Source organism: Aequorivita antarctica (assembly GCF_007997155.1).
Taxonomy (GTDB): Bacteria; Bacteroidota; Bacteroidia; order Flavobacteriales; family Flavobacteriaceae; genus Aequorivita; species Aequorivita antarctica.
Window position 1 is genome coordinate 148,010 of sequence record NZ_VORT01000009.1, and the last position, 26,690, is coordinate 174,699.

The 26,690-nt window shown below is 37.5% G+C and carries 30 protein-coding genes; 8 read left to right on the forward strand and 22 right to left on the reverse strand.

Features of this window, described 5'->3' with window-relative positions; translation table 11 throughout:
* Nucleotides 1-351 precede the first annotated feature (351 nt).
* Complete coding sequence (locus tag ESU54_RS13125) at nt 352-1,626, forward strand: DEAD/DEAH box helicase (protein WP_111844117.1); 1,275 nt, start codon at nt 352-354, stop codon at nt 1,624-1,626.
* 128 nt (nt 1,627-1,754) lie between these two features.
* Here ESU54_RS13125 and ESU54_RS13130 read toward each other — a convergent pair whose 3' ends face one another.
* Nucleotides 1,755-2,336, reverse strand: coding sequence for a c-type cytochrome (locus ESU54_RS13130; RefSeq protein WP_111844118.1), 582 nt, complete (start codon nt 2,334-2,336; stop codon nt 1,755-1,757).
* A 247-nt stretch (nt 2,337-2,583) separates the two neighbouring features.
* Here ESU54_RS13130 and ESU54_RS13135 point away from each other — a divergent pair, with 247 nt between their 5' ends.
* On the forward strand, nt 2,584-3,054 hold the full coding sequence (locus ESU54_RS13135) for a GtrA family protein (protein WP_111844119.1): 471 nt from the start codon (nt 2,584-2,586) through the stop codon (nt 3,052-3,054).
* A gap of 190 nt (nt 3,055-3,244) precedes the next feature.
* On the opposite strand, the gene ESU54_RS13140 is transcribed toward ESU54_RS13135, so the two are convergent.
* The 12 genes from ESU54_RS13140 to ESU54_RS13195 all read right to left on the reverse strand — a co-directional run bounded on the left by ESU54_RS13140 (nt 3,245) and on the right by ESU54_RS13195 (nt 12,112).
* Nucleotides 3,245-3,472: an MbtH family protein gene (locus ESU54_RS13140; RefSeq protein ID WP_111844120.1), complete on the reverse strand. Its 228-nt coding sequence runs from the start codon at nt 3,470-3,472 to the stop codon at nt 3,245-3,247.
* A 32-nt stretch (nt 3,473-3,504) separates the two neighbouring features.
* Nucleotides 3,505-3,879: a hypothetical protein gene (locus tag ESU54_RS13145; protein WP_111844121.1), complete on the reverse strand. Its 375-nt coding sequence runs from the start codon at nt 3,877-3,879 to the stop codon at nt 3,505-3,507.
* A gap of 39 nt (nt 3,880-3,918) precedes the next feature.
* Entirely contained in the window at nt 3,919-4,968 is a 1,050-nt protein-coding gene (gene arsB / locus ESU54_RS13150) for an ACR3 family arsenite efflux transporter (RefSeq protein WP_111844122.1), read from the reverse strand.
* A 1-nt stretch (nt 4,969) separates the two neighbouring features.
* A complete protein-coding gene (locus tag ESU54_RS13155; protein WP_111844123.1) occupies nt 4,970-5,587 on the reverse strand; it encodes a low molecular weight phosphatase family protein in 618 nt (205 codons plus the stop codon).
* Between the two features lie 14 nt (nt 5,588-5,601).
* Nucleotides 5,602-6,132 (reverse strand): GNAT family N-acetyltransferase, encoded by a 531-nt coding sequence (locus ESU54_RS13160; protein WP_235004564.1) that lies wholly within the window; start codon nt 6,130-6,132, stop codon nt 5,602-5,604.
* Nucleotides 6,092-6,979 (reverse strand): arsenite methyltransferase, encoded by an 888-nt coding sequence (locus tag ESU54_RS13165; protein ID WP_111844167.1) that lies wholly within the window; start codon nt 6,977-6,979, stop codon nt 6,092-6,094. The genes ESU54_RS13160 and ESU54_RS13165 overlap by 41 nt, the downstream gene beginning before the upstream one ends.
* Nucleotides 6,980-7,006: 27 nt before the next feature.
* The gene (locus ESU54_RS13170; RefSeq protein WP_111844125.1) at nt 7,007-7,477 is read right to left on the reverse strand and encodes a DUF6428 family protein; all 471 of its coding nucleotides are present in this window, start codon (nt 7,475-7,477) and stop codon (nt 7,007-7,009) included.
* Between the two features lie 18 nt (nt 7,478-7,495).
* On the reverse strand, nt 7,496-7,828 hold the full coding sequence (locus ESU54_RS13175) for an ArsR/SmtB family transcription factor (RefSeq protein WP_111844126.1): 333 nt from the start codon (nt 7,826-7,828) through the stop codon (nt 7,496-7,498).
* A gap of 82 nt (nt 7,829-7,910) precedes the next feature.
* Entirely contained in the window at nt 7,911-9,212 is a 1,302-nt protein-coding gene (locus ESU54_RS13180) for an APC family permease (protein WP_111844127.1), read from the reverse strand.
* A 235-nt stretch (nt 9,213-9,447) separates the two neighbouring features.
* Entirely contained in the window at nt 9,448-9,804 is a 357-nt protein-coding gene (locus ESU54_RS18120) for a hypothetical protein (protein WP_235004565.1), read from the reverse strand.
* Complete coding sequence (locus tag ESU54_RS13190) at nt 9,805-10,263, reverse strand: GNAT family N-acetyltransferase (protein WP_111844128.1); 459 nt, start codon at nt 10,261-10,263, stop codon at nt 9,805-9,807.
* 106 nt (nt 10,264-10,369) lie between these two features.
* Nucleotides 10,370-12,112 carry an FG-GAP-like repeat-containing protein gene (locus tag ESU54_RS13195; protein WP_111844129.1) on the reverse strand — a complete coding sequence of 581 codons (1,743 nt, stop codon included), beginning with the start codon at nt 12,110-12,112 and terminating at the stop codon, nt 10,370-10,372.
* A 347-nt stretch (nt 12,113-12,459) separates the two neighbouring features.
* On the opposite strand from ESU54_RS13195, the gene ESU54_RS13200 reads away from it, so the two are divergent.
* From ESU54_RS13200 to ESU54_RS13210, 3 genes are all read left to right on the forward strand, one after another.
* The gene (locus ESU54_RS13200) at nt 12,460-13,239 is read left to right on the forward strand and encodes a LytR/AlgR family response regulator transcription factor (protein ID WP_111844130.1); all 780 of its coding nucleotides are present in this window, start codon (nt 12,460-12,462) and stop codon (nt 13,237-13,239) included.
* Nucleotides 13,240-13,243: 4 nt separating this feature from the next.
* Nucleotides 13,244-14,347 (forward strand): sensor histidine kinase, encoded by a 1,104-nt coding sequence (locus tag ESU54_RS13205; protein ID WP_111844131.1) that lies wholly within the window; start codon nt 13,244-13,246, stop codon nt 14,345-14,347.
* 104 nt (nt 14,348-14,451) lie between these two features.
* Nucleotides 14,452-16,584 (forward strand): S9 family peptidase, encoded by a 2,133-nt coding sequence (locus ESU54_RS13210; RefSeq protein ID WP_111844168.1) that lies wholly within the window; start codon nt 14,452-14,454, stop codon nt 16,582-16,584.
* A gap of 66 nt (nt 16,585-16,650) precedes the next feature.
* Here ESU54_RS13210 and nhaA read toward each other — a convergent pair whose 3' ends face one another.
* Nucleotides 16,651-17,982, reverse strand: a complete 1,332-nt coding sequence (gene nhaA / locus ESU54_RS13215) for a Na+/H+ antiporter NhaA (RefSeq protein WP_111844132.1) — start codon at nt 17,980-17,982, stop codon at nt 16,651-16,653.
* Between the two features lie 177 nt (nt 17,983-18,159).
* Here nhaA and ffh point away from each other — a divergent pair, with 177 nt between their 5' ends.
* A complete protein-coding gene (gene ffh / locus ESU54_RS13220) occupies nt 18,160-19,488 on the forward strand; it encodes a signal recognition particle protein (protein WP_111844133.1) in 1,329 nt (442 codons plus the stop codon).
* A gap of 59 nt (nt 19,489-19,547) precedes the next feature.
* Entirely contained in the window at nt 19,548-20,426 is an 879-nt protein-coding gene (locus ESU54_RS13225) for a bifunctional 5,10-methylenetetrahydrofolate dehydrogenase/5,10-methenyltetrahydrofolate cyclohydrolase (RefSeq protein ID WP_111844134.1), read from the forward strand.
* On the opposite strand, the gene ESU54_RS13230 is transcribed toward ESU54_RS13225, so the two are convergent.
* From ESU54_RS13230 to ESU54_RS13260, 7 genes are all read right to left on the reverse strand, one after another.
* Complete coding sequence (locus tag ESU54_RS13230; RefSeq protein WP_111844135.1) at nt 20,423-20,863, reverse strand: YkvA family protein; 441 nt, start codon at nt 20,861-20,863, stop codon at nt 20,423-20,425. The two genes, ESU54_RS13225 and ESU54_RS13230, sit on opposite strands and share 4 nt — an antisense overlap.
* Before the next feature lie 104 nt (nt 20,864-20,967).
* Nucleotides 20,968-22,008, reverse strand: a complete 1,041-nt coding sequence (locus tag ESU54_RS13235; RefSeq protein WP_111844136.1) for an AI-2E family transporter — start codon at nt 22,006-22,008, stop codon at nt 20,968-20,970.
* Nucleotides 22,005-22,433 (reverse strand): VOC family protein, encoded by a 429-nt coding sequence (locus tag ESU54_RS13240; protein WP_111844137.1) that lies wholly within the window; start codon nt 22,431-22,433, stop codon nt 22,005-22,007. Before ESU54_RS13240 ends, ESU54_RS13235 begins: the two co-directional genes overlap by 4 nt.
* Entirely contained in the window at nt 22,433-22,672 is a 240-nt protein-coding gene (locus tag ESU54_RS13245; RefSeq protein ID WP_111844138.1) for a DUF7218 family protein, read from the reverse strand. The genes ESU54_RS13240 and ESU54_RS13245 overlap by 1 nt, the downstream gene beginning before the upstream one ends.
* A gap of 58 nt (nt 22,673-22,730) precedes the next feature.
* Nucleotides 22,731-22,916: a hypothetical protein gene (locus tag ESU54_RS13250; protein WP_111844139.1), complete on the reverse strand. Its 186-nt coding sequence runs from the start codon at nt 22,914-22,916 to the stop codon at nt 22,731-22,733.
* 92 nt (nt 22,917-23,008) lie between these two features.
* Complete coding sequence (locus tag ESU54_RS13255) at nt 23,009-23,575, reverse strand: hypothetical protein (protein ID WP_111844140.1); 567 nt, start codon at nt 23,573-23,575, stop codon at nt 23,009-23,011.
* A 46-nt stretch (nt 23,576-23,621) separates the two neighbouring features.
* Complete coding sequence (locus ESU54_RS13260; protein WP_111844141.1) at nt 23,622-25,151, reverse strand: helicase HerA-like domain-containing protein; 1,530 nt, start codon at nt 25,149-25,151, stop codon at nt 23,622-23,624.
* Nucleotides 25,152-25,295: 144 nt separating this feature from the next.
* Here ESU54_RS13260 and ESU54_RS13265 point away from each other — a divergent pair, with 144 nt between their 5' ends.
* On the forward strand, nt 25,296-25,925 hold the full coding sequence (locus ESU54_RS13265; RefSeq protein ID WP_111844142.1) for a 7-carboxy-7-deazaguanine synthase QueE: 630 nt from the start codon (nt 25,296-25,298) through the stop codon (nt 25,923-25,925).
* A 98-nt stretch (nt 25,926-26,023) separates the two neighbouring features.
* Here ESU54_RS13265 and ESU54_RS13270 read toward each other — a convergent pair whose 3' ends face one another.
* Nucleotides 26,024-26,566, reverse strand: coding sequence for a DUF2911 domain-containing protein (locus tag ESU54_RS13270; RefSeq protein WP_111844143.1), 543 nt, complete (start codon nt 26,564-26,566; stop codon nt 26,024-26,026).
* Nucleotides 26,567-26,690 lie beyond the last annotated feature (124 nt).

Genomic DNA, 26,690 nt, shown 5'->3' on the forward strand with positions numbered 1-26,690 from the left:
CTTAGCATTTTTCGGAAAATTTCAATATTCGATTTTTCCTTTCGGTTTTCGACGTATTGCGAGATGTCGGGTAATTCATAATATTTTAGTTATCCGAAAGTTACAATAAAAATTTTTCACAAATCGTTTCATTTTAACACTAAAATCCCCCACGCAGAAAATTAGCCGTATCTTCGCCGCTTATTAAAACCGTCTTCTTAGTTTTAATGGTTTTTAAAAAGACCGAAATCTAAAAGCGCCGCGATATACTATCTCCAAGCGCAGCGGTCTAAAAAATACAAAGCGTAAAGTTTTCAGATTCTACAAATCGAAGATTCCATAAGCTAAGCGCTCCAACAATCTAAAATATATATGTCATTTAAATCACTTGGGCTGTCCGATGCCCTGCTGAAAGCAATCAGCAAAAAAGGATATGAAACGCCTTCGGCAATTCAACAAAAAGCAATCCCTTTAATTTTAGAAGGAAAAGATGTACTTGCCTCCGCACAGACTGGAAGTGGGAAAACTGCGGGTTTTGCATTGCCAATGTTGCAAATATTAAACAATCAACCTTCTTTGCGCCAGCGACCCGTTCGTGCATTGATACTTACCCCAACCCGTGAACTCGCTGCACAAGTGCAGGATGAGTTTAGGGAATACAGCGAATTTACAGAGCTGCGTTCCACCGTGATTTTTGGTGGTGTGGGCGCAAATCCACAAATTAAAGCATTGCGAAATGGGGTGGATATTTTGGTAGCCACACCTGGACGTTTGTTGGATTTGGTTAATCAGCGTGCACTTACGCTCTCAAAAGTGGAAATCCTTGTTTTGGACGAAGCCGATAGAATGCTCGATATGGGTTTTCTGCGTGACATTAAAAAAATACTCGCATTGCTGCCTTCCAGAAGACAGAATCTGCTTTTCTCAGCTACTTTTTCAAAAGAAATAAAGAAACTGGCCAATGAGTTTCTGCACCATCCCGTTTTGGTGGAAGCCACGCCTGAAAATACTACTGTTGAGAAAATTGAACAAACCGTTTACCGCGTTGATAAAGCCCAAAAAACGGATCTGATTATAAAACTTATTTCCGAAGGGAATTGGCAACAGGTTTTGGTTTTTACCCGAACCAAACACGGCGCCAATCGTTTGAGCGAAAAGCTTGAAAAGGCGAAAATTACTTCTGCTGCAATTCACGGAAATAAAAGCCAAGGCGCAAGAACAAGAGCACTTTCCGGATTTAAGGAAGGAAAAGTACGTGTTTTGGTTGCGACTGATATCGCCGCTCGTGGCTTGGATATTCCTTTGTTGCCACATGTTATAAACTTTGAACTTCCAAATATTTCTGAAGATTACGTACACCGCATAGGTCGTACCGGAAGAGCTGGAGCCAGTGGGGAAGCACTTTCTTTGGTGAGCCTTGATGAGGTTGGTTATTTAAAAGATATTGAAAAGTTGATTGGCGAACGCCTTCAGCCTAAAATTCTTTCAGATTTTCAACCCACCGAAACAATGGCTGAAGTAAAAGCCGCCGAGGAGGAAAAGAAAAAGGAAAAAGCACAACGGCACAGCCGTGGGCGAAATAACCAGGCTAAGAAAACCAATCACTCTCAAGGTCAAAATAACAATAGGAGTAGAGGTAGAAGATAATATTTCTTCTTTTTGAACTCCTTATTCTAAACAATACCGTCTTTTATACGAAATCGAGTTAGCTCGAAAGTGATAAAATGACGGTATTTTTATTTTACTAATTTGCGATGGTAAATTGACAAACGCGATCAAGCCTTCGGGGGGATTGGCGCGGGGACAATATTAGAAACTGGTTTTATGCTTTTTAGATAGGCAAACATGGCTTTTAAATCTTCATCAGGTAAAAGAGAGATAGTTTGCCAAGGCATAGGCGGCATCAAAGATCTGCTATTTTCCATCCCTTTGTACTTTCCGTGTTTAATGGCGGTTAGAAATTGTGCTTCTGTCCAACTGCCAATGCCCGTGTCATCTGGAGTTAGATTTGCGGCAAACGAGGTGCCCCATGGCCCAATAGCAGCCGTAAGTCCAGGGGAAAAAAGAAGATATGATTTTGCAGTTTCCATGTCATAAGCTCCCAACACTTCATTAGCAGGATGTCCCGAAAGCAAACGGTCAGGATCTAAAATAGGGCCTTTGTCCGTCATTTTTTTTGGGGAATGGCAATCGTTGCAGCCAACGGCACTAACAAGCATCTCTCCGCGTTTAACTTGCGACACTTTTACTTCAGCCATTTTGGGTTCATAGATTTTTGCGGTTGATTTTTCCTTTTTTTCGGAATTGCAAGCGGCCAGAACACAAAGAACGGCCAGGCTTAAAAGTTGTGTTTTCATAGTTTTTGTTGATTTAATTTAGTCAACTAAAATTAGGAAATAAATCATTCAGTTTTAAAATAGCATCACGCCTTTTATCTGATAATTAGGCTGTTATGTGTAATTATTTTTTTTTGAGGAAGGAATTGATTTTAAAATGAGTATTTGGATTGACTTTAAGTAAAATTTTGCTTGTAATAACTTTGTATGTTTTGCTTGAGAATGATCAAAACATTAATCTTGTGATTACCTTTGCGGCCTATTCGGTATGGGAAAAAGCATTATTAAATTTATTGACGCCTTCTATTTTTTGTTTCGGCCTTGGTTACCTTTAAAGACTTACCGGTATGCGGTGTGTGGAGGAAGTAATCTGGTTTTTGATATTTGCTTGTATTTTATTTTTTTCCATTTTATTTTCCACAAACAGAATATCGATCTTTATTTTGTGGTCTTGAGCCCTCACATTGCTTCTCTCTTTTTTGTGTTTCCCATTACCTTCACTACAGGCTTTTTATTGAACAAGTTTATCACTTTTGAAGATTCAAATCTAACGTGGAAGGTTCAGTTTTTTAGATATTTTATTGTGGGGATGGGCGCCTTGCTGCTGAGCTATGTTTGTATGAAAATCTTGGTTGATGTGCTGGAATTCTATCCTACACCTTCACGCTTGCTAACCGTAATTGTAACCGTAACTTACAGCTATTTACTTCAGAAAAGATTCAGTTTTAAAGTGGCTTAAGTAATAACAGAGGTAAAAGTTCAATGCTTTTAAAAATTCACAAGGATTCCATCGTATTTCCTCAAACCCCAATCGAAAAGATAAAAATTGAAGAAAAGAAATAGCAAAAAGTGCAACGCCGTAAACATAGACGAAATGCTTAAACAAAAATTAATGCGCACACTAAAAGTAAAATAGTGGTAGAAAGTAATTAATTGGGGGTGTCGTTCTCCAAGTCTTCCATTTTTTTACGAAGAGATAAGGGACGCATATCGGTCCATACTTCTTCTATATATTTTAAACAATCGTCCTTGGAGCCTGTTTTTCCAGCATCATTCCAACCCAACGGATTTTCTCTGGCTGCGGGCCAAATACTGTATTGTTCCTCATGATTTACTACTACTTTATAAATAGTGGTATTTTCTTCTTCCCAATTCATAATGATTGTTTTTGTTAGGTGGATGTGGTTACTTACAACTGTTGTCTACTGCGTTGTTTCCGCACCTTTACAATAAGTGCGACAGTATACATAAAAGCAGCGAAAAACCATAAATACTTAATCTTTTCTTTTCCCATAAAATAATAATCCAAAGCAACACTAGCGGCCACGAGGATATTGAGAATAAGTATAATGTAGTTTAGTGTAATGCGCCTTTTTGGAGAAATTCTTTTCAGCAACATAAAAAGGTTGAAAAGCGCAGTAACAAACTGGAGGATAGCAAGCGCATATTTACCTTCTTCTAAAAGGCTTAATCCGCCTAACAAAAAAATAAAAGCATTTAGCAGAAAGCTGAATCTGAATAGTTTGGCTTTTAATTTCGGTTTCATCCCGCCAAAATAAAACATTTTTTTCAACCAAAGCCAAAACTCAGATTAGGAGTACTACTAAAATGTTTCTTTCCTGAAATACTTCTTCCGCAACCAAAATGACACTCGAACCAATAAAATTAGTGCCGGAACTTCAACCAAAGGACCAATAACCCCAGTAAAAGCTTGCCCAGAATTTAACCCAAAAACTGCTATGGCCACGGCAATTGCCAATTCAAAATTGTTTCCCGCCGCGGTAAATGCTATGGAGGCGGTTTTGTCATAAGGCGTACCCATTGCTTTTGAAAAGAAGAACCCAATAAGAAACATTAAACTGAAATAAATTAGTAGGGGTACCGCAATGAGCAACACATCCATTGGGATTTCCACTATCAATTCTCCTTTCAATGAAAACATCACAACAATGGTAAATAGCAAAGCTATAAGCGTAATGGGTGAAATGGCAGGAATGAATTTGGTTGTGTACCATTCTTCACCTTTCCACGGCACTAAAATGACCCTACTTAAAATGCCGAGGACAAAAGGAATACCTAAATAAATTGCCACACTTTCGGCTATGGTTGCTATGGAAATATCTACAATAGCGCCTTCAAACCCAAAATAGGGAGGCAATACGGTAATAAAAAGCCAAGCGTAAAAACTATAGGCAAACACCTGAAAAATACTGTTGAGCGCTACCAAACCTGCGCCATATTCGATGCTTCCTTCGGCAAGATCGTTCCATACCAAAACCATCGCTATGCAACGGGCAAGGCCAATTAAAATAAGGCCTACCATATATTCTGGATAATCACGCAAAAATGTAATTGCTAACACAAACATTAAAACGGGACCAATAATCCAATTTAAAATTAAGGAGATGGAAAGTACTTTTACATCCTTAAAAACCTTTGGCAAAAGGGCATAATTTACCTTTGCAAGTGGCGGGTACATCATTAAAATCAGCCCGATTGCAATGGGAATATTTGTAGTGCCGCTATTGAATGAATTTAGAATGTCTGGAAATGAAGGAACAAAATAACCAATTCCAACACCCAAAAACATTGCAATGAAAATCCAAAGTGTGAGGTAGCTGTCAAGAAAGCTTAATTTTTTGGGAGTCGCCATTTTATGAATTTATTTGTGAGAATACATATTTCATTTCGGTCGCAATCTGCTCGCTGCGCTCTTTATAAACTTTCTTTTGCTCTGAGGTTCCGTCTGAAACTTTTGGATCTTCATACATAATAGAAATTCTTTTTTCCGATCCTGCAACAAATGGACACCCGGCATCAGCCTGTGAACAAGTCATTATTGCTGCAAAGCAACTTTTAGGGTTGGCATCATCATCATATTTTTTTGAAAAAGCAAGCAGAGGCGTTTTGTCTGTCGTGAATGTTATGTGATAAACAGGATTTTCCGCTGAAATATCTATGGAAATCTGAAACCCTGCTTTCTCCAAAGTTTGAATTACCATTGGGTAAACAGCCGTGGCTTCAGTCCCTCCAGAAAAACATGCAATATTCGGTATGTTGAAGTATGAGGCCATAGCCTGCGCCCAAACCTGTGCCAAATGACTACGCCTTGAATTGTGGGTGCAAATAAAATTCAACTGAATTATTTGCTCTTCCTGTGTCTTGGAGTTTATGTATGCTATAAGAGGATGTAAAATGGCTTTTCGTTCCTCAGAAAGGCTTACTGTGTCAAGGGTCTTAATGTATTCTTGTATAGGTTTCAATAGTTTCATTTGGCATGTTATTTTTATATTCCAACTATTTTACTGCGCCTTTCCATAAGCACGTTGTCTTTCCAAACGCCTTTTAATTGGCCAACTCTTTCTTTATATCCAATTTCTCGAAAACCGCACTTCATGTGTAATTTATGGCTAGCAACGTTATCCCGAAATATTCCAGATTGTAATGTCCAGATATTATTGGCTTCGCTTATTTCAATTAATTTTTTCAGAAGAAATTCTCCAACCCCTTTTCCCCTTGCCGCCTCGGAAACGTAAACGCTTACTTCGGCAACGCCGCCATAAACGCAGCGGCTGGAAACGGGGGAGAGGGCAGCCCAGCCTAAATAGTTGTTTTCTTCCACAGCCAGTATTCTTCCAAAGGAAAGATGCCCGCTGTCCCACTTTTCCCAAGAGGGAATGGTTGTTTCAAAAGTAGCCGTCCCCGTTGCTAAACCTTCGCCGTAAATTCTGGTAACTTCAGGAAAGTTTTCTTCTGAAATTTCAATCACTGTCATACTAGCAACAATTTCCGTCTGGCGAGCAGCAGGGTTCATCATTTATTTCAGCAAGCTTCGCCTTTGGGTTTTCAAGTTTTGTTCCAGCCTTTTCTGCATAAACAGTGATGCTGAAAATTCCTGTTCCCGCATTGTTGAAATCTTTCACTTCTTGCGTAGAAAGATACTTTTCAAGAATATCATCTGGGATTACAATAGGTTTCTCCTTTTGGACTTGCACATTTTGAAAACCTGCATCTTTTATGAATTGTAAGTATTCCGTTTTTTGGACTGCACCCGCAACGCATCCTGCATACATTTCTGCATCTTCTTTCAAGGTATCAGGAAGGTTTCCTTCCAAAACAACATCAGAAATACTAAAATGTCCTCCAGGTTTTAAAACTCTGAAAATTTCAGCAATTACTTTTTGTTTGTTGGGTACAAGGTTTAAAACACAGTTACTCACTATTACATCGGCAACGTCATTATTAACGGGCATTGCGTCAATATCCCCTTCACGGAATTCTACATTGTTATAGCCTAACTTTTCTGCATTGGCACGGGCTTTTTGAATCATTATTGGCGTAAAATCCACCCCGATTATTTTGCCTTCACTTCCAGTTTCATGTCTGGCTACAAAGCAATCATTGCCGGCGCCAGACCCAAGATCAATTACGGTATCTCCTTTTTTTATTTTGGCGAATTGGGTTGGAAGACCACAGCCCAATCCCAAATCTGCATCTTCCGCATAGCCATCCGTTTCGGAGTAGTCGTCCATCATAATGTTGTAAACTTTATTGGAAGGTGTTGTCGCCCCACAACAGGAGGAAGCATTTTCAGCTTTGCCCTGTTCAGCAATTTTTGCGTAACGCTCTTTTACTATATCCTTTAATTCTTGTTCGTTTTTCATAGTTTTCATTTTTAATTGTATTCAATACTAACAGCAGCCTGAGTTTGGGGAGCAACTTGATCCTGTTTCCTGTAGTTCAGAAAACTTTAATTTTGGTTTTTCTGAAGGAACGCCACAACTTTCTTTAGCTAGGCAGTCTGTTTGTTTGGTTGTAAGAAGGAAATTGGTACCGTCAAAGTCCAACCCAAACTTGCCAATAGTGTCACCTTGATATTCTACTTCAATCTCTAAATCTTCAAGTCCCAAAACTTTTTCTGAAAGATTAATTATCTTAAGTAGTTTCTCTGGATGTAACCTATGATTGTAATCGTTAGCGTTCCACAACTGAAAATTGGCAACTTCTTCATTGCGTACCGTGCCGCCACAGTCTATAAAGTGTTTGGTTATTTTCCCTACTTCAGTAACGTGAAAGTGGGTAGGCACCAATTCGTTATTTGGAAGCATAAACGTTATTTGTTCCAAACTATTTAAATGTTTTTTGATTTCAGATAGTTTCATAATAATGCAGTTTAAAAATTAGCAACAATTGGTTTTATTCTCAATGTCTTGGTCCAGAAACTGGTTCATAACTGTTTTCATAGCGGTCCAGCTTTCTTGGTGAATGCAATAACAGATACTTGTGCCTTCGATATTTCCTTTTATCAAACCAAGTGTTTTAAGTTCCTTTAAATGTTGGCTGATGGTGGGCTGGGCCAAGCCAATTTCTATCACCAAGTCGCCACAAATGCAAGCGTTTATTTTAAACAAATGCTGAAGAATGGCTACTCGTGCAGGGTGCCCAAACGCTTTGGCAAAGTTTGCAATTTGGTTTTGTTGTTCAGTAAATATTTCTGTTTTCGTAATTCCCATTGCTTTGTATAAATTGTATATTGCAATATTACGATTAAAGAATGAATTGAATGGAATAAATCCAAAAAAATATGTAAAAATTTTATTGATTGTCTTTTGGTTCTTCTTTCTTATAAAACCATTCTACTATAAAGCAGATGCAGATTATTCCCACTGAAATGGCTGCGCCCAAAAAGTTTGAGGAGGTTTGTTGTACAATTAAAACAACAAAGGCAATGGCCGACAGTAAGGCGCCGATCAAGCTAACAGTCTTAATGGCATTTATGGCTTTCGCTTTCCGAAAACTTACATAATTTACTACTGCGAAAATTAATAGAAAACCAGCACTTCCCGATGTTGAAATACTTTCGAGGTTCAGAAAATTCGCCGTCAGTAATGTAAGTATTACCGTAATTAGCAATCCTATAGGTTTGTCCCAAAATTGATCTGTAAAGGAATGCGGGAGCTCATGGTCTTCTGCAAGTTCATAACTTACCCTACTGCCGCCGTATAGTGTAGCATTTATAGCCGAAAAAGTTGAAATAAGCGCAGCAACCGTCATAATGGTAAAGCCAATCTGCCCAATCATAGGTTTGGCGGCGGCGGCCAAAACGTAATCTTTTGCGGTAGCAATTTTATCAAAACTTAAGGAACCCACGGTTACCAAGGCTATGATTATATAGAGCAAAACCACAAAGCCCACAGAAATAAAATACGCCCGAGGAACATTTTTCTTTTGGTTTTCCATATCGGGAACGGCATTGGCGATAAGCTCAAAACCTTCGTATGCCACAAATATAACCATCCCACCTGTAAGAAGTTGCAATGGACTTTCCCAGTTTGCGGGATTCAATTGGGAAATATTTGCATTTCCGAACAGACCATAAATTCCAATTCCTGCAAAAGCCAATAAAATAAATAGTTTTATGAATACGGCAAGACTTTCAATTTCGCCAACAACTTTTAAGCTATAGTAATTAATTAAGGTCGCCAATAAAACCACCCCGCTCACAAATATGTGGGTGTCTATAGCTTTGGAGCCAGTAATAGAAATTAAATTTGGCGCATACGAACCAAACGCACTGGCATAAAGGGAGAGCATAATTATGTAGCTTATCCACAGGACGTTATTGATGCCGCCACTAAAAATGCCTCTACCAAATCCTTCATTAACAAACCGTACGGTTCCACCTCTGTCTGGAAATGATAACGATAGTTTGGAATAGCTATAAGCTGTAAACAAGGCTATAATTCCCGCAAATAGAAAGGCTACTGGAGTTCCTCCTTTTGCAAGTGAAACAGCTAAACCCAAAACCGCAAAAATCCCACCTCCTACCATTCCGCCTATGCCTATGGCTATTGCGTCTTTTAGTTTTATAGTGTTTTTAGATTTTTTCTTTACCATTTATTTTCTGATGTTAGCTTGAAATGGTTTCGTTACAATTTGAGTAATTTTTCAAAAGTATCAAAATGATGTTTTTCTGTTCTAAGTGAAATTGTCAATATACCATTCTTAAGAATTATGGAATAGATTTCACCTGTTGTAAAAAGTGTGTTGAGTTTTTGATGTAAGTTTTTTATAAGTTCATTATTATTTTCAGCGCCTTTTATTAAATAATCTTTTGATAATTTATATCCTTTTAAATTATTGAAAAGTTTTTCCGCGAATCCAACGCTATTTTTTTTCTTATTATAAACTCAGAATTGTTTGATATAGCCCAAGGAATTGACCATTCTGCTAAGGTAAGAAGGTTTTGTTTTTTAGAAGAAAGTATCAAGTTTCCTGTGGAAGTGTAAGTGGCTTTTTTATATTTTAAATGCCAAGGTTTTGGAGCCATTATCTCACCTTGAATAAAATAAGACCAAGCGTTGTAATTTCCTTTTACTTTACCATTCTTAATGGCAATATAATTTTCAAATTGTCTGCAAAATTCCTCGTTTATTTTATAGAAAGGAGATGTGAGTTCAGATGAGGCAGCATTTGATTTTATCTTCATTTAGTCTTTTCTTAAAAGCTTCTCAAAACAAACACTCTTTTCAACTCCAGCATATTGACCATAGTTATCGATAAATTTATAACCACTTTTTTTATAAAGCGAAATGGCCTCGGGTTGTTTGATGCCTGTTTCCAAAATACATTTTTTGTTGTCCAATTCCATCGCCCAAGTTTCAAGTTCTTGTAGAATTTTCAATGCAATTCCTTTCCCGCGTTGCTCTAGGGGAACAAACATGCGTTTCACTTCCATGACGTTTGGTTCAAATTGTTTGATGGCACCACAACCCAATGGCTTGTTGTCATCGTCATAAGCAACGATTGTATATTTAATAGAATCTAATTTGTTGAATTGATCATAAAAAGGATGGTCTTCCCCATCGCGAATAGCAAGGTCTGCGTCGAGGTGTTTTACCAATTCAATAAAATCCTTATGTGTGGAATCTGTGCGTAAAAGTTTCATAAATGATGGTTGGTTAGAGAAGTGAAGATACCAAAAACGTGTTGAATTTCAAATATGTAAATTCAACACGTTTACTAACAAACCAACATTCAGAAACAGTAGGTTTCTATTTAATGATTATTTTTTGTGAACTCACTTTGTTATTATTGGTGATTTTTAGAATATATGTTCCAGCATTTAAATGACTTATGTCCATTTCCATAGAAACTGCGTTGTTATTTGTTTCTTCCTTCACTTTTCTCCCATTCAAATCAAACAGCTCAATTTTGGAATTCAATTCATCCTTCGGAAAATTGATAACCAAAACATCCTCAGTTGGCACGGGAAAAATAACATAGCCATATTTAGCTTGTGAAGTTGTGCTCAATTGAATCCCTTCCCCTTCAAAAACTAAATAGCTGTCATTACCTTGAATATCAGTAAAAGTTTCCACTGCTCCGGAAGGCCACTGAATTTCAATTTCAGCAACATTTGAAGCATCGCCCAAACCAAAATGATTGGTATAACTGTTTTGGCTACAATATCCGCTGGCGGCTTCAATTTGCCGGGTTTGCCATATTTCATTGCCGTTTATGGTAGCCCTTACCCTAACTTTTGCCCCAACAGCTGAGCCGTTTGAAGGATCACCAACACAGCGAATTTTTATCCAATTATTACCGCTTCCTGTATTTTTGAATAAAGAATTGCTTTGGTTTTCATTTAGTGTATTTGCCAAAATTACATCCAACCAGCCGTCATTGTTATAATCACCAAAGGCACATCCAAACGTATTTCCTTGGTGGTTTGCCAAACTGCTGCTGGTGTCTTTGGAAAAAGTACCCGTTCCGTCATTTATGAAAAGTGAATTTGTTTCTTGTCCGGTAAAATAGGAGTTGCAGACAAGCAGATCCAAATCGCCATCGTTATCTACATCCGCAAAGGCAGAACCGAAGGAACTTCCTGTTTCTGCAGCTATAGCAGAACTTGTTTGTTCGACAAAAGTTCCATTATCATTGATGAAAAGCTGATTGTTTTGTCCGTCCCAATTGGCAACAAAAAGATCAAAATCACCGTCGTTGTCCACATCAGCCCAAGAACTGCCCGCAGAGTTTTTTCCGTTTTGAGTAATGGGAAGATTGGTGATTTGAGTAAAATTATCTGGCCCATCATTTCGGAATAATGAATTGTTGGCATTGTTTTCATTCGCAACAAACAGATCGCTGTCGCCATCGCCATCGTAATCTATCCAATTTATGGAACGAGAAGCAAGGGTTTCGCTGGTAATGGACAAACCGCTTACTGCTTCAAAAGAGCCATCCCCCTGATTTTCAAAATAAAGATTTCGTGTTGAAACAACACTATTGGTGATATACGCGTCCAAATACTGATCGTTGTTGAGGTCTATCCAATTTATCATTTCAGAATAGGTTAGGGGAATTCCAATGGCATTGGTGGGTTCGTATTCAAAAGTACCGTTGCCATTGTTTCGGTAGAAATAATTTTTTCTCCCAACTCCATTTCTGCCATAAGTGACCACTACTGCATCCAAATCGCCATCATTGTCAACATCCGCAAAACTCGCGCCGTCCGAACGGTCGTTGTCCGAAACAATATCATCAGAAGTTACAGTCGTGAACGAGCCGTCGCCGTTGTTTATGTAGAGCATATTGTTTTGTCCTGCAGCTGGCCCGTTCGTAAAAAATATATCGTCCCAACCATCACCATTCACATCAATAAAATTGGCGCTTCGCGAGGCGGAAGGGGTGGTGGTAATGTCTTCAAAAGTTGTTTCCTCAAAAGACTGCGCCTTTGTTTTTTCGGTGAAAAAGATAACGATACAAATGCTGAAAAGAAGTATTGTTTTTTTCATAATGGTTTGATTTTGAGTTTAGTGGTTAAATGCCTTATGTAGTGTGAAATTAATTTGAAACTTCAACATTGCTTTCGGTTATGTGGTGAACGGAAGAATATTGTTTTGAAACACTTACAAACTGTTTTAAAAATCTTTTTACATTTCAAGATTTTCTTTGAAAAACTAAAAGTCTAGTACTTGTGAAAAAGATGCGAAAAGCTCCATAATTGATGTGAATACTAAAAATGCGGTTTTGAATTGCCTTTTTTTGGAGTTGGGTACACATAATTCTGCCAAAATGATTGATAGGTTTGCTACATTTACTTTTGAAAATCTTTTAACGTTCAAATAGATTGTCCAATTCAATGAAAATAAGTTGCCTAATAATTGACGATGAACCCTTGGCTAGAAAGCGATTACTCGCTTTGGTGGAAGAAATGGAAGATTTGCAATTGCTCGGCCAATGCAAAACGGGAAAAGAAGCAGTTTTGACTATTGAAGAATTACATCCCGACCTTATTTTTCTAGACATCCAAATGAAGGATATGAGTGGATTCGACGTTTTGCAAAAGCTGAAAACCAATAAAAAACCAATGGTGATTTTTGTGACCGCTTTTGACACCTACGCCGTAAAAGCTTTTGATGCTTTTGCATTGGATTATTTGTTGAAACCCTTTAAAAAAGAACGTTTTCAGCAAGCTGTGGCAAGAGCCAAGCAGCAATTTAAAAGTAAAACAGGAAATAATTTGGAAAGCAATTTTCAAAAATTATTGGAATATATTGAAGAAGAAAAAACTGAAAAGAACAACACGACTTCAAAAAGTAAGCTGCCTATAAAAATAGGAAATACGGTTTCATTTATAGCTTATTCGGAAATTCAATACATCCTTGCTTCCGGCAGTTATGTTGAAATTTGTACGCTCGATAAAAAACATGTGCTGCGCGATTCGCTTCAAAATATAATGGATGAAATGGAAAGCAAACAAATGCTTCGAATTCATCGCTCAACCATTATAAACACAAATTTTTTGGATAAAGTGATTCATTCAAATTTCGGGGAAATTGATGTAAAGATGAAGGACGGCTCACTTTTCCGTGTAAGCAAAAGTTATCGAAAAGAATTTCAAAAAAGCCTGGGTTTGTAAAGTGATGCTGAAAAAGTATATTGACATAAAGCTCTTAAAATATCTTGCTGTTTTTTACACCATAGTTGTGCTGTTGGTACAGTTCAAAAAAAGCTATTGGAAAGTAAAAGGAACGAGTAGTTATGGGCCATTAAGTTGGGGGCAACTGTTTAATTACGGAGTATTTATAGATTGGATTGTCGTTATAGTTTTTATGGCTTTCATAAGTCTACTCACTAAATTAATGTTTGAAAAATGGGGCGCAAAAGGGTGGAAGAAAATTGTTTGGGTACATCTTTTCTTTTCTTTTTTTATTGGCTATGTTATCTTTTTTGTGACCGCTGTCATAACTTTTTTAATAGGTAAAGCTTCCTTTACCGAAGCTTCGAGCTATATATCATTTAATCACTTTGTAGCGGTGGTGGAGGTTAATTTTCTAATTTATTTTGCAATGATTGGCATTATAAACGTCTACTATTACATAAAAAAAGTACGTAATATTGAAATTCAAAAAGCCCAAATAGAGACCCATTTAGCAACTGCAAAGCTCAATATGTTGAAGGCGCAACTGCATCCGCATTTTATATTTAATACCCTCAACAGTATTTCTGCATTGATTGAAATTGACAAGGAAAAATCACAAAACTTAATTGCTGACTTTGGGGATCTCTTCCGCGATATTTTGGATTTTAAAGATGAGAATTTGATTCAGCTTCAAAAGGAACTCGCACTTCTCGATAAATATATCGCCATCATTTCCGTCAGATTTTCAGACCATTTATTCATAGAAAAAAATATTGAACCTGGTGTTGAAAATGAATTGGTGCCACATATGCTATTGCAGCCAATGGTTGAAAATGCCCTTAAACACGGCTATGGATACGATACTACCGAATTAAATGTAAATCTGAAAATTTATAAAGACAACAAATACCTTTTCATTGAAATTAGAAACAACGGCGAGGCTTTAATACAACCATTTGAGGAATTGCTACAAAAGGGAACGGGTTTAAAAAATACTCAAGATAGATTGAAAACGCTGTATGGAAACGATGTTGAGTTTACAGTTGAAAACAATAAAAGCAAAGACGAGGTTGTAACTTTTATAAAAATCCCCTTGCAACGCTAGCTTAAATATTCAGGGCTTATGTTTCAAACACAGCAAAGGTTTTTTATCTTAGCTTCCTCCAAAAAGACTTGAATATTTCGCTTCTTCCACCAAAAAATATACTTATGAAAAATTATTTCGCCGTCCTACTTTTTGTTTTATGCTTTGTAAATAATAACGCACAGCAAAAAGAACTAACGCTGAAAGATGCTGTAATGGAGCAATACGGTAAATTTTACCCCCAAAATATTCAAGGATTTCAGTGGGTTCCCGGGACTACTTCCTATACTTATCTTGAAAATGGAACTACGCTAAAAAAAGCATCTGCTGAGAACAAAAAACAAGATGAACAGCTTTCTATTGCCGAAGTAAATCAAAGTTTAAATAGCAATTTAAAACGGTTCTCAGGAATGGATTGGAAAAATGGTGATTCCTTTTATTTGGTGGATAACAATTCCTATTACTTGTATGATTACTTACAAAGGAAAGGGCAGCTAATTTCAAAAATTGACACTTCCGCAGAAAACAGCACGCTTCAAAACGAAACTGGAAACGTAGCATATACCATCGATAACAATTTATATATTAAGAAAACTGATGGTTCGACTATAGCTGTCACCAAAAATTCGGATAAAAATATGGTTTCAGGTCAAGCCATTGCCCGAAGCGAATTCGGTATTACCAATGGCATTTTCTGGTCGCCAAGAGGAAACCTCTTAGCCTTTTACCAAAAAGATGAAACCGAGGTTGCAGATTATCCACTGCTGAACATCAACCCAACTCCGGGAGAGTTAAATTCAATTAAGTATCCGATGGCGGGACAGAAAAGTGAACGCCCCAAAGTAGGAGTCTATAATTTGTCAACCAAGCAAACTGTTTTTATTTCCCCCACAGGAAATGTTGACGATTATCTAACAAATTTATCTTGGACGCCTGATGAAAAAAACGTGCTAATTGCCGAGCTGAATCGCGACCAAAATCATATGAAACTCCAGCTTTTTGACGCTACAACGGGAAAGTTGGCCCGCACGATTCTTGAAGAGAAGAACGATAAGTGGGTAGAGCCAGAACATCCTGCCTATTTTTATTCCGATTCTTCCGAAGACTTTATTTGGATGAGTGAAAAAGATGGGTTTATGAATCTTTATTTGTGCAATACTTCCAAAGGAATTGTAAAACAATTGACAAATAACAAATGGGTTGCAGAAGAAATAGTTGGAAACAACACCAAGGGAACTGAGGTTTATTTCTCTGGAACGGGCGAATCGCCATTAGACACTAAAATGTATTCCGTAAATATTTCCAACGGAAAACAAACCTGTTTAACCGAAACTAGCGGTACTCACAATGCCAGTGTGTCTGCAGATGGAAAATATATTTTCGATCAATACTCAAATTACGAAAAACCCAGCGTTGCGCAGGTATTGGACAACAAAGGAAAAACGGTCCAAGCTCTTGTAAAAGCAGAAAATCCAATGGCCGAATATAAACTAGGAACCACTGAGATTGGAAAATTGAAGTCGCACGATGGTTTTGACCTTTACACGCGTTTAATAAAACCGTCAAACTTCGACCCAAATAAAAAGTACCCGGTTTTGGTTTATGTTTATGGAGGCACTCATGCCCAATTGATCACAAACGCATGGAACGACGGCGCATCACTCTGGATGAAATGGATGGCAGAACAAGGCTATCTCGTTTTCACTTTAGACGGGAGAGGGTCCGCAAATAGAGGTTTTGCTTTCGAAAGTATTATCCACAGACAATTGGGCACTGAGGAATTGAAAGACCAATTAGTAGGTGTGGAATATTTAAAATCACTGCCCTATGTTGACTCAGATCGTTTGGCAATGCATGGTTGGAGTTTTGGAGGGTTTATTACAGTATCGATGATGTTGCGCAATCCTGGAGTTTTCACTACGGGTGTTGCTGGAGGACCAGTAACTGACTGGAAGTATTATGAAGTAATGTACGGCGAACGCTATATGGATACACCGCAACAAAACCCGGAAGGCTATGAAACTGCAAGCTTACTGAACAAAACCCAAAACTTGAAAGGAAAATTATTGACAATCCACGGATCGATAGACCCCGTTGTAGTTATGCAACACGATCTATCTTTGATTAAATCTTTTGTTGAGAATGAAAAGCAAATGGACTTCTTTGTGTATCCAATGCACGAACACAATGTGCGCGGCAAGGATCGGGTACATTTAATGACAAAAGTACTTAACTACGTGATGGAGAATAATAAATAATAAGCAGAACGCATTGGCCCTGTTTAATCGCTTTGAATTCTAATAAACCCTAAAAAGCAATTATCATCATTCCTTTTTTTCCAAAGGAGAATGATCAAACTTTCCCTTCACGGTATTAAAACGAAGAATTCCGAAACCTATAATAGCCGAAATAAAGGAGCCAATCAAAATCCCAATCTTTGCAGAATCTATATATTCTGGACTGCTGTTAAATGCGAGGCTGGCTATAAATATGGCCATCGTGAAGCCGATTCCCGCCAAAAATGAAACCCCTATTATTTGTTTGTTGGTAATATCTTCTGGCACATCGATGATTTTGAATTTTCTCGCCAAAAAGATAACTGTAGAAATACCGATACTTTTCCCCAAAATCAAACAGATCATAATATTCACTATTAAAGCCGTTTCCAATCCACCATCACTGTTTATGGCAACTCCAGCATTTGCAAGTGCAAAAATTGGTATTATTAAATAAGCCACCCAATTGTGGAGTTTGTGTTCTAAATGCTGTAAGGGTGATCTGTATTTATCGGCCCAACCATCCAAATCGTCTATGAGTTCCAACTGTTTTGGTGAGAGCACAGGTTTTTGAAGAATGGTACTATCTTTTATTTCTCCCACGATACTTTCCAGCTGATCGGTAAACTCGTGAGTGCTTATTTTTTGTCTAACTGGAATGGCAAATGCCATCAAGATTCCAGCCAGGGTAGGATGGAGTCCCGCTTTTAAAAACAACAACCAAACTATGAATCCGGAAACTATGGTTAAAAATTCGAAATACAAACCCCTATAACTCAAGAAATAGATAATAGCTAATAATCCAAAAGCGGAACCTAACAACACGAAATTCAAACTGCTACTATAAAAAATTGCAATGACTAGTACCGCACCTAAATCGTCAACTATGGCGAAGGCTGTAAGAAATATTTTTAGACTTAAAGGCACCCGATTTCCAAGCACTTTTAAAATTGCCAACGAAAAAGCAATATCTGTAGCCATTGGGATTCCCCAGCCTTTCAGTGTGTCTGGATTTTGATTCAGAATAACATATATAAGAACCGGAAGCGCGATTCCTCCAATTGCTCCAAATAGGGGAAACATGATTTTTTTGGTGGAATTGAGTTCTCCAATTAAAAATTCGCGTTTTATTTCCAATCCAATCAAAAAGAAGAAAATAGCCATCAGCCCATCGTTTACCCAAAGGATCAACGGTTTTTTAAGTTCAAAACTATCTGAGATAAACCCCAATTCATATTGCCAAAATGATTGATAACTTTCTGAAAATGCTGAATTGGCCCATACCAAAGCAATGATTGTTGTTGCCAACAACAGAATTCCACTGGAACTTTGAAGATTGACAAATTTTTGAAAAGGGGAGAGTAGTTTTTCTTTTATCATATATTTTTTCGAACTGACAATATACGAAACCTTCAAACATTTTTTTTTGGTTAAACATTTTTAAATCATTATTTAGAATCAAGAAACGCAGCATACTACTATGGAATACTGAGCGCTGATAACTGAATACTGCCTACTTTTTTTTATCTTTGCCCCTCGTAAAAAGAAAGCAAGAATATGTTCGATAATTTAAGCGATAAGCTGGACAAAGCACTGCACGTACTGAAAGGTCACGGCAGCATTACTGAAGTAAACGTAGCCGAAACTCTAAAAGAAGTGCGCCGCGCTCTTTTGGATGCCGATGTTAACTTCAAAACTGCCAAGGAATTTACCAATACCGTAAAGGAAAAGGCACTGGGCCAAAACGTACTTACTACATTGCAACCAGGCCAATTAATGGTGAAATTGGTAAAAGATGAACTTACCGAATTGATGGGTGGTGAAACTGCCGGAATCAATTTAAGTGGCACGCCAACTGTAATATTAATGTCTGGTCTGCAGGGTAGTGGTAAAACTACTTTCTCTGGAAAACTTGCCAATTATTTAAAAACCAAAAAGGCAAAAAAGCCACTTTTGGTTGCCTGTGATATTTACCGTCCCGCAGCAATAAACCAATTACACGTAGTTGGAGACCAAATTGGTGTTGAGGTTTACAGTGAGCCCGAAAATAAAAATCCAGTTCAAATTGCCCAAAACGCAATTGCCCACGCTAAGCAAAACGGCTTTAATGTTGTAATTGTGGATACCGCTGGTCGACTTGCAATAGATGAGGCGATGATGACCGAAATTGCAAATGTTCACAAAGCAATCAATCCACAGGAAACACTATTTGTGGTTGATGCAATGACGGGACAGGATGCTGTAAATACAGCAAAAACCTTTAATGAAAGGTTGAATTTTGACGGTATTGTACTTACAAAATTAGATGGTGATACTCGTGGTGGTGCCGCAATTTCCATTAAAAGTGTTGTTGATAAACCTATCAAATTCATTGGTACCGGTGAAAAGATGGATGCCATTGACGTGTTTCACCCAGCTCGTATGGCCGACCGTATTTTGGGGATGGGAGATGTTGTTTCACTTGTTGAAAGAGCACAAGAACAGTTTGATGAAGAGGAAGCCAGAAAAATTCAGAAGAAAATTGCGAAGAACCAATTCGGGTTTGATGATTTCCTTAACCAAATTCAACAGGTTAAGAAGATGGGAAGCATGAAAGATTTGGTGGGAATGATTCCCGGGGCTGGAAAAGCTTTAAAAGATGTAGATATTGATGATGATGCCTTCAAAGGTATTGAAGCCATTATCCACTCTATGACACCAACAGAACGGACCCAACCCTCGGTAATAAATGGAAGCCGCAAAAAAAGAATTGCCTCTGGAAGTGGAACGAGTGTTCAGCAAGTAAATCAATTGCTAAAACAATTCGATCAAATGAGCAAAATGATGAAGATGATGCAAGGCGGCGGCGGAAGAAAGATGATGCAGGCAATGGGTAAAATGAGGTAAATTTTTAAGATGTCACCTCGAGCGCAGTCGAGAGGTTTTAATATTTAATTATAGGAATTATGACCATTCTAGACGGAAAGAAAGTAAGCAACGACATCAAAAATGAAATCGCAGCCGAAGTCGATAAGATGAAAGCCAATGGCGAAAAAGTTCCACATCTTGCAGCTATCATTGTGGGAAATGATGGCGCTAGTCTTACATACGTTGGAAGCAAGGTTAAGGCCTGCGAACGCGTTGGTTTCGAGTCAACATTGGTTAAAATGCCAGATACTACCAGCGAATTAGAATTATTAAAAAAGATTAAAGAACTTAATGAAGACGACAATATTGACGGTTTCATCGTTCAGCTTCCATTACCTCCACAAATTGATACTCAAAAAGTTTTGCTTACCGTAGACCCATCAAAAGATGTGGATGGTTTCCATCCAGAAAATTTCGGAAAAATGGCTTTGGATATGAGTACCTTCATTCCAGCTACACCTTTTGGCATTCTGGAATTATTGCAAAGATATAATGTAGAAACCAAAGGAAAACATACTGTAGTTATAGGAAGAAGCCATATTGTTGGTCGTCCAATGAGTATATTAATGAGCCGAAAAGGATGGCCCGGAAACAGTACGGTAACCTTAACACACAGCAACACAAAAAACATTGCGCAAATAACCACACAAGCAGATATAATTATTTCAGCATTGGGAGTTCCCAACTTCTTGAAAGCCGAAATGGTAAAGGATGATGTAGTTATTATAGATGTAGGGATTACTAGAGTAGAAGATCCAACACACCCAAAAGGGTATGTTATTACAGGAGATGTTGATTTTGAAAACGTTAGCAAAAAAGCTTCCTATATAACTCCCGTTCCTGGTGGCGTGGGCCCGATGACCATAGCTATGCTTCTTAAAAACACCCTTTTAGCGCGCGAGCAAAGAAAGGTTTAAGCTTTTTCATTTTCAGCCAAACGCCAATCCAAATATTTGTGAAGATCTGTTTCTATCCATCCCATGCTGATGGAGAGTACTGCCAAATCATCAATATACCCAATTCCCGGAATGAAATCTGGAACCAAATCGAAGGGGTTGAAAACATATAAAAGCGCAACTACAATAGAAGCAATTGTAAACCAAGGAACATTTGGGTAATTCCCTTTTTTTACGTCTTTTAGCATTGCAAACATAATTTTTCCGAGTTCGGCATATTTACGCAAAGGACTTGCATTGCTCAATTTTTCTGAAATACCTTCTTCATTTTCCATGACTACTTCAACATCTTCGTCCTTAATTTTAGTCACTTTTTCCTCAACGTAATTTTGGTTGACTTTGGAGTCCATCATCGCGATGTTTGAAGAGTCCTTATTTTTCTTTTTTCCGAAAATCATAATCTTTATTTTTTTATTTAAAAGTAACAAATGGAAATCCGAATACTTTTAAAATTATGTTATAAATATTTTTGAAGAGACAAATAATTATTCGGGAAATAAATTCACACCGCTTGTTCATCGGTGGTTATTTCTTCTTTTCCGTATTCTTTCCTATAGATACGTACAATCACCATAAAAAGACTTATAAGCAATGGGCCGAAGATTAACCCTATAAAACCAAATAGTGGCACTCCAACAATCACCCCAACAAGTGTAATAAGTGGATGGACATTATCAAGCTTTTTAAGTACGTAGAGGCGAATTATATTATCCGTTGAGCCCACAACTACAAAACCGTAAATAAGAATTCCCCAGGCCTGAAAACTATGTCCTGTTGAAAGCGTGAGCACAAAAACAGGTAGAATTCCAATCAATGTCCCAACGAAGGGAATCATGCTACCAATGGTTACAATAACGAACCAAAATAAAGGATCTTCAATTCCGAAAATAAGAAAACCAATAAGAGCTACAACTCCTTGGGCCAATGCAACCAAAGGAATTCCCAGCGCATTGGAACGCACCATTGTCTGCACTTCGGAACCTATTTCTTTTAAGTTTTCACGATTCATAGGGATGTATTCTTTCAGAGACTCTCTTAAATCGGTACGATTTATAAACATATAATAGAGCATAAAATACATCAAACCAATTGCAATAAAAGCGTTGAAGGTACCACCAGCTAAATTTTGAAGATTTTCAGAAAGCCAACCTGTTATTGCTCCAGGATCAATTTGTGAATTGAGATCATATCCTATCTTATCTTCCATTTTGCCCAACTGTTCCTTTAGCGCATTAACTACTTCTTCAGAATTCTGAACGGCTTTTCCAATTTTGTTAGTGAGCATTAAAATTATTCCGGCAATAGGAATAAGGATTAAAAAAAAGGAAATTACCATTAAAACCGTTGCAGCCAAGGACGGGTTCCATTTTTTCTTATTAACCAATGTGGCCATCCATTTACGCATAAGAACATAGATGGTTACAGCACCCAAAACTCCAGTAAGATATGGAAGCAGTTCTCTAAAAATAAGACTTCCCATTAATAAGATGAGCAAGATTACAAATATTTGGCGTATTAACTGAGGGGGTATTTGTTTGATCATTTGGCGAATAATTGAGTTAGATCTTCAAATGCTTTAAATTCCAATGCATTTCCTGCTGGATCCTTAAAAAACATTGTGGCCTGTTCGCCTACCTGTCCTTCAAAACGGATATATGGGGCTATGATGAAGGTAATGTTTTTTTGAATTAGTTTTTCTGAAAAAATCCTAAAGGTTTTCATATCCAACACTACTCCGAAATGAGGTATCGGCACGTCCTTGCCGTCCACAGGATTTATAATTTCTTTTACTTTGGGATTTTTTTCTTTCAAGTGAATGACAAGCTGGTGCCCAAAAAAGTCAAAATCTACCCAATGGTCACTACTTCTCCCTTCAGGAAGTTCAAGTACATCTCTGTAAAATTTTCTGCAATGCTCCAAATTATCAACGGGAATCGCTAGGTGGAATGGTCTTAATTGATTGCTCATTAATTATTTCTTAAAGCGTGAATAAGTTCTTTTTTCTTCATTTTTGAACGTCCGTCGATACCAACGTGTTTTGCTTGTTCATATAGTTCGGTTTTTGTCCATTCCTCATAAGGTTTGGCTTTACCGCCTTTTTTCCCAGCATTTGGGGTGTTTGCAATACGAGCAGATTTTTCTTTGCTGTATCCTTTCTCTCGCAATGCCTCATATTGCTCTTCGTTTTTGATTCTTGGATTTGGCATAACAATAGTGTTTAAATATAAAACCCTTTGAACTTCAAAGGGTTTTAAAATTCATGATTTATGTTTGATCTGTATCTTTTCTATTTTTAAGAAGGCCTATACCTGCAAAGAAGAATACAATACCCAATATAATCAGCGCCCAAGGGCTCATCCCAACGTTGAGACTTCCAAATGCGCTAAGAACGCCCATTACTAGACCAATTCCTCCTGCAATGGTTAAAATGAAACCTAAAATCTTAATCATAATTCAATTATTTTTGATGGTTAATTGGATTAAAATTAAAGGAAAGCATTCAGATGATAATGAATGTTAACAAAATCTTTGCAGCCAAAAATTTATTTAGCTGTAGGCTCCCAGCCTATCATAAAATATTTGAAAGGCGCATCATCTGGTATTTGGCTGGCCTCAACTTTTAAGTCCATGTTGTAGCGAAGCTCTTCTGGAAGGCTTTTTTTGTCAATAGTCAAAAAGACATCGGTTTCTTTCAAAAATATTACAACAGCATTGATGGTGGTTTCAATATTGTCTATGGTGTAATTGGCCTTAACATCCTTCCAGGTGCTTGCTGAGGTTAAGCCTTTTTCGGTTTTATATCTGGAATCAAAAACCTGTATATTTTTTACGGTTGAATTTGGATCGCTTTCATCATCGGGCGAAAGTAAAAGAAGTTGTTTGCCGCCTTTTTCATAAATTTCAACTTCTCCCTGTGTTTCCAGAGCATTGGGAGATGAGTTTATTTTCACAATGGAATCTGCTTCAAAAATGGAATCGATTTGCTTGATTTTTATTTCCTTGTTTAGGTTTCCAATGGAACCATTTTTAATCAAAAAAGGATCGCTGTCCTTTCCGCATTGAACAAAAGCAAGTGAAACTATTCCAATTATTAAAAGTGTCTTTTTCATTTATTTTTTTATTTTAATTTATAAGTTTTTTTTACTGACCACTAAATTATTTCATCATCTTCCCCAAAATTCCTAAAACGCTACGAATAACGGTTGGGCTGGAAAGTGTTTTTATCCAAGGATTTGAAGTGCTTCTCCGGCTGGATGAGCTTCGGCTTGAAGTGGTTTTTCTAGCTTCTTCTTTTTCTTTTTGAGCTTTTTCCTTTGCTTCTTCTTTGTTGGCAATTTCAATTTTCTCTGTCAACATTTCATAGGCACTTTCGCGGTCTATAACTTCGTTGTACTTCGGGATTAATTTTGAGGTTTTTAACAAATCTTTCAATTCAATATCTGTCAAAATATCCATGCGGCTCATCGGTGCTCGAAGCATAGTTCGTGCTAGTGGCGTTGGGATTCCCTTTTCGTTAAGGGCGCTTACCAAAGCTTCCCCAATCCCTAAAGCTGTCAAAACCTCGTCGGTTTTATAATAATCTGAAAGTGGGTAGTTTTCAGCTGTCAATTTGATGGCCTTTCTGTCTTTTGCTGTAAATGCACGAAGCGCGTGCTGTATTTTTAGACCCAATTGGCTCAAAACCGCGTCAGGCACATCGGTTGGATTTTGCGTAACAAAATAAAGCCCAACACCTTTGGAGCGAATCAGTTTTACAATGCTTTCTATTTGGTTTAGAAGTGCGCTGCTGGCTTCGTTGAAAATTAAATGCGCTTCGTCAATAAAAATCACTAATTCCGGCCTACCACTGTCACCCTGTTCGGGGAATGTAGCATAAATTTCAGCTAATAGGCTAAGCATAAAAGTTGAAAAAAGCTTCGGCCGATCTTGAATATCTGTCAAACGGATAATGTTAATGTAACCCATTCCGTTTTCATTCACACGAAGTAAATCATCAGTATCAAACGATTTTTCTCCAAAAAACATATCTGCTCCTTGCTGTTCCAATTCCACAACTTTTCGTAAAATGGAACCTGTTGAAGAAGTAGAAATACGGCCGTACGCATCTGCAAATTCATCTTTACCTTCGTCTGTGGCGTATTGTAATATTTTTTTGAAATCCTTTAAATCCAGCAAAGGCATTTTGTTATCGTCACAATACTTAAAAATGACAGAAACTATACCCGCCTGCACATCGCTCAAGTCGAGAATTCGAGAGAGCAATACAGGACCAAATTCACTAACGGTAGCGCGAAGACGAACGCCTTCTTGATCTGATAGAGTAAGTATTTCAGCAGGAAACTTTTTTGCTTCATACGGAAAACCAATTGCAGTGTGGCGTTCTTCAATTTTGGCATTGTTTGTTCCAGGCTCGGCAATGCCACTGAGGTCTCCTTTTATATCCATCATAAGTACTGGAATTCCTTTTTCAGAAAGGTTTTCAGCAATAATTTGAAGTGTTTTGGTTTTTCCAGTACCCGTAGCACCAGCAATCAATCCGTGACGGTTTAGTGTTTTTAAAGGAATTTTAACGTATGCGTCTTTTACGGTTTCACCGTCAAGCATAGCCGATCCAAGAGTTATGAAATCTCCTTTTGTTGTGTAACCGTTGTTTATGTAATTAAAAAAAGCCTGTTTATCTGCCATGGCACTAAATTTTGCTCAAAAGTAATAAATTATAGAGCACCAAGTTTTTTAAAGCACCAAATTCCAAGTGTCTAAATATTTTTATTTAGAATTTGCTTCTCAAATACTATAGTTTTCACCCACAATTCAAGTAATTTTGCAGCGATGAAAAAAGAAGTACAGCATTTAGTGGACAAAGGAGTGATGCTTCCATTAATGGAAGAGTTTTATACCATTCAGGGCGAAGGATTTCACAAAGGAACTGCCGCATATTTTATTAGAGTTGGCGGCTGTGATGTTGGTTGCCATTGGTGCGACGTAAAAGAAAGTTGGAATGCGGAGCTGCATCCGCCAACTGCAATTGAAGCAATTGTTGAAAACGCTTCAAAATATTCTAAAACCATCGTAATTACAGGAGGCGAGCCACTTACGTGGGACATGGGGCCATTAACAGAAATGTTGAAAACACGTGGCATGCAGACGCATATTGAAACTTCTGGGGCTTATAAACTTACCGGAACTTGGGATTGGATATGCCTTTCTCCAAAGAAAATGAAACTTCCTACTGAAGAAGTTTATAAGGCTGCGAATGAATTGAAAGTAATTGTTTTCAACAATGATGATTTCCGCTTCGCGGAAGAACAAGCAGCTAAAGTAGGCAAGGACTGCATCCTTTATTTGCAACCTGAATGGAGCAAACGCGAAAAGATGAGTCCCCTAATCGTGGATTATGTAATGCAAAACCCACAGTGGAAAGTTTCGCTGCAAACACATAAATACTTGAATATTCCTTAAAAATTAAATCTCAAAAAACAAATCCCAAATCCCAACCCTTTATTTTTGTGAATTTGGGATTTGTGATTTGGAAATTGAAATTCCTTTCAAAAAAGTACTCAGATTTTTTTGAAAGGAATTTCCACATAATGGTCATCCCAGCCAATCATTAATGTGGTTCCTTTGCTGTCTGTTTTAAAAATCATCGAGAGTGATTCAATGGGTGCAACGGCCTGCAAACACGGCACTGTAATTCTGGCCACATCTTTATCTTTTTTATAGCTGAAAGCACCCCAAACATTGTTGTCACTGTTTATGATGATGGTCCAATTTTCTTCGTCAGGAATTGTATAAAGTGTGTAAGTTCCAGGGTTTAAAAGTGTTTTCCCAAATTTCAAAGGAGTATAAATAGTTAATTCCGTTGCTTCATTAGCACCAGTACGCCACACTTCGCCATAAGGCACTAGGCCTCCAAAAATATCACGGCCTTTTTTTTGTGGGCGACTGTAAATAACTCTTGCCAAGGGCAGACTTTTTTTGTCAAGCCTTGCCATTGTTAAATCCATTGGAGAGGAATCCATTTCTGGAAAACTTTGTGCTTGCAAGGTTTGAAAAGCAAAAGGAGAAAAAACAATAAAAAATATTAAGGGTATTTTTTTCATAAATAAAGAGTTTCAAATAAGTTAAGGCCTATTCAAGAAATAGGACAAATATTTCAGTGAAAAGTTTAAAAAAGATTAAAATTCATTAAAATATAAATAATAAAAACGTTTAATAAGTCGAAAA

Excerpts from the sequence above, each read along its gene's own strand:
- ESU54_RS13200 (WP_111844130.1), top strand. The coding sequence starts at position 12,460 with ATGAAAATAAGTTGCCTAATAATTGACGATGAACCCTTGGCTAGAAAG.
- ESU54_RS13160 (WP_235004564.1), bottom strand. The coding sequence starts at position 6,132 with ATGATGAACCCTGCTGCTCGCCAGACGGAAATTGTTGCTAGTATGACA.
- ESU54_RS13130 (WP_111844118.1), bottom strand. The coding sequence starts at position 2,336 with ATGAAAACACAACTTTTAAGCCTGGCCGTTCTTTGTGTTCTGGCCGCT.
- ESU54_RS13195 (WP_111844129.1), bottom strand. The coding sequence starts at position 12,112 with ATGAAAAAAACAATACTTCTTTTCAGCATTTGTATCGTTATCTTTTTC.
- ESU54_RS13230 (WP_111844135.1), bottom strand. The coding sequence starts at position 20,863 with ATGATTTTCGGAAAAAAGAAAAATAAGGACTCTTCAAACATCGCGATG.
- arsB (WP_111844122.1), bottom strand. The coding sequence starts at position 4,968 with ATGGCGACTCCCAAAAAATTAAGCTTTCTTGACAGCTACCTCACACTT.
- ESU54_RS13165 (WP_111844167.1), bottom strand. The coding sequence starts at position 6,979 with ATGAAAAACGAACAAGAATTAAAGGATATAGTAAAAGAGCGTTACGCA.
- ESU54_RS18120 (WP_235004565.1), bottom strand. The coding sequence starts at position 9,804 with ATGAAGATAAAATCAAATGCTGCCTCATCTGAACTCACATCTCCTTTC.
- ESU54_RS13205 (WP_111844131.1), top strand. The coding sequence starts at position 13,244 with ATGCTGAAAAAGTATATTGACATAAAGCTCTTAAAATATCTTGCTGTT.
- ESU54_RS13265 (WP_111844142.1), top strand. The coding sequence starts at position 25,296 with ATGAAAAAAGAAGTACAGCATTTAGTGGACAAAGGAGTGATGCTTCCA.
- ESU54_RS13145 (WP_111844121.1), bottom strand. The coding sequence starts at position 3,879 with ATGTTTTATTTTGGCGGGATGAAACCGAAATTAAAAGCCAAACTATTC.
- ESU54_RS13175 (WP_111844126.1), bottom strand. The coding sequence starts at position 7,828 with ATGGGAATTACGAAAACAGAAATATTTACTGAACAACAAAACCAAATT.
- ESU54_RS13235 (WP_111844136.1), bottom strand. The coding sequence starts at position 22,008 with ATGATCAAACAAATACCCCCTCAGTTAATACGCCAAATATTTGTAATC.
- ESU54_RS13135 (WP_111844119.1), top strand. The coding sequence starts at position 2,584 with ATGGGAAAAAGCATTATTAAATTTATTGACGCCTTCTATTTTTTGTTT.
- ESU54_RS13270 (WP_111844143.1), bottom strand. The coding sequence starts at position 26,566 with ATGAAAAAAATACCCTTAATATTTTTTATTGTTTTTTCTCCTTTTGCT.
- ESU54_RS13190 (WP_111844128.1), bottom strand. The coding sequence starts at position 10,263 with ATGAAACTTTTACGCACAGATTCCACACATAAGGATTTTATTGAATTG.
- ESU54_RS13155 (WP_111844123.1), bottom strand. The coding sequence starts at position 5,587 with ATGAAACTATTGAAACCTATACAAGAATACATTAAGACCCTTGACACA.
- ESU54_RS13255 (WP_111844140.1), bottom strand. The coding sequence starts at position 23,575 with ATGAAAAAGACACTTTTAATAATTGGAATAGTTTCACTTGCTTTTGTT.
- ESU54_RS13125 (WP_111844117.1), top strand. The coding sequence starts at position 352 with ATGTCATTTAAATCACTTGGGCTGTCCGATGCCCTGCTGAAAGCAATC.
- ESU54_RS13250 (WP_111844139.1), bottom strand. The coding sequence starts at position 22,916 with ATGATTAAGATTTTAGGTTTCATTTTAACCATTGCAGGAGGAATTGGT.
- nhaA (WP_111844132.1), bottom strand. The coding sequence starts at position 17,982 with ATGATAAAAGAAAAACTACTCTCCCCTTTTCAAAAATTTGTCAATCTT.
- ESU54_RS13140 (WP_111844120.1), bottom strand. The coding sequence starts at position 3,472 with ATGAATTGGGAAGAAGAAAATACCACTATTTATAAAGTAGTAGTAAAT.
- ESU54_RS13180 (WP_111844127.1), bottom strand. The coding sequence starts at position 9,212 with ATGGTAAAGAAAAAATCTAAAAACACTATAAAACTAAAAGACGCAATA.
- ESU54_RS13260 (WP_111844141.1), bottom strand. The coding sequence starts at position 25,151 with ATGGCAGATAAACAGGCTTTTTTTAATTACATAAACAACGGTTACACA.
- ESU54_RS13245 (WP_111844138.1), bottom strand. The coding sequence starts at position 22,672 with ATGCCAAATCCAAGAATCAAAAACGAAGAGCAATATGAGGCATTGCGA.
- ESU54_RS13170 (WP_111844125.1), bottom strand. The coding sequence starts at position 7,477 with ATGAAACTATCTGAAATCAAAAAACATTTAAATAGTTTGGAACAAATA.
- ffh (WP_111844133.1), top strand. The coding sequence starts at position 18,160 with ATGTTCGATAATTTAAGCGATAAGCTGGACAAAGCACTGCACGTACTG.
- ESU54_RS13210 (WP_111844168.1), top strand. The coding sequence starts at position 14,452 with ATGAAAAATTATTTCGCCGTCCTACTTTTTGTTTTATGCTTTGTAAAT.
- ESU54_RS13240 (WP_111844137.1), bottom strand. The coding sequence starts at position 22,433 with ATGAGCAATCAATTAAGACCATTCCACCTAGCGATTCCCGTTGATAAT.
- ESU54_RS13225 (WP_111844134.1), top strand. The coding sequence starts at position 19,548 with ATGACCATTCTAGACGGAAAGAAAGTAAGCAACGACATCAAAAATGAA.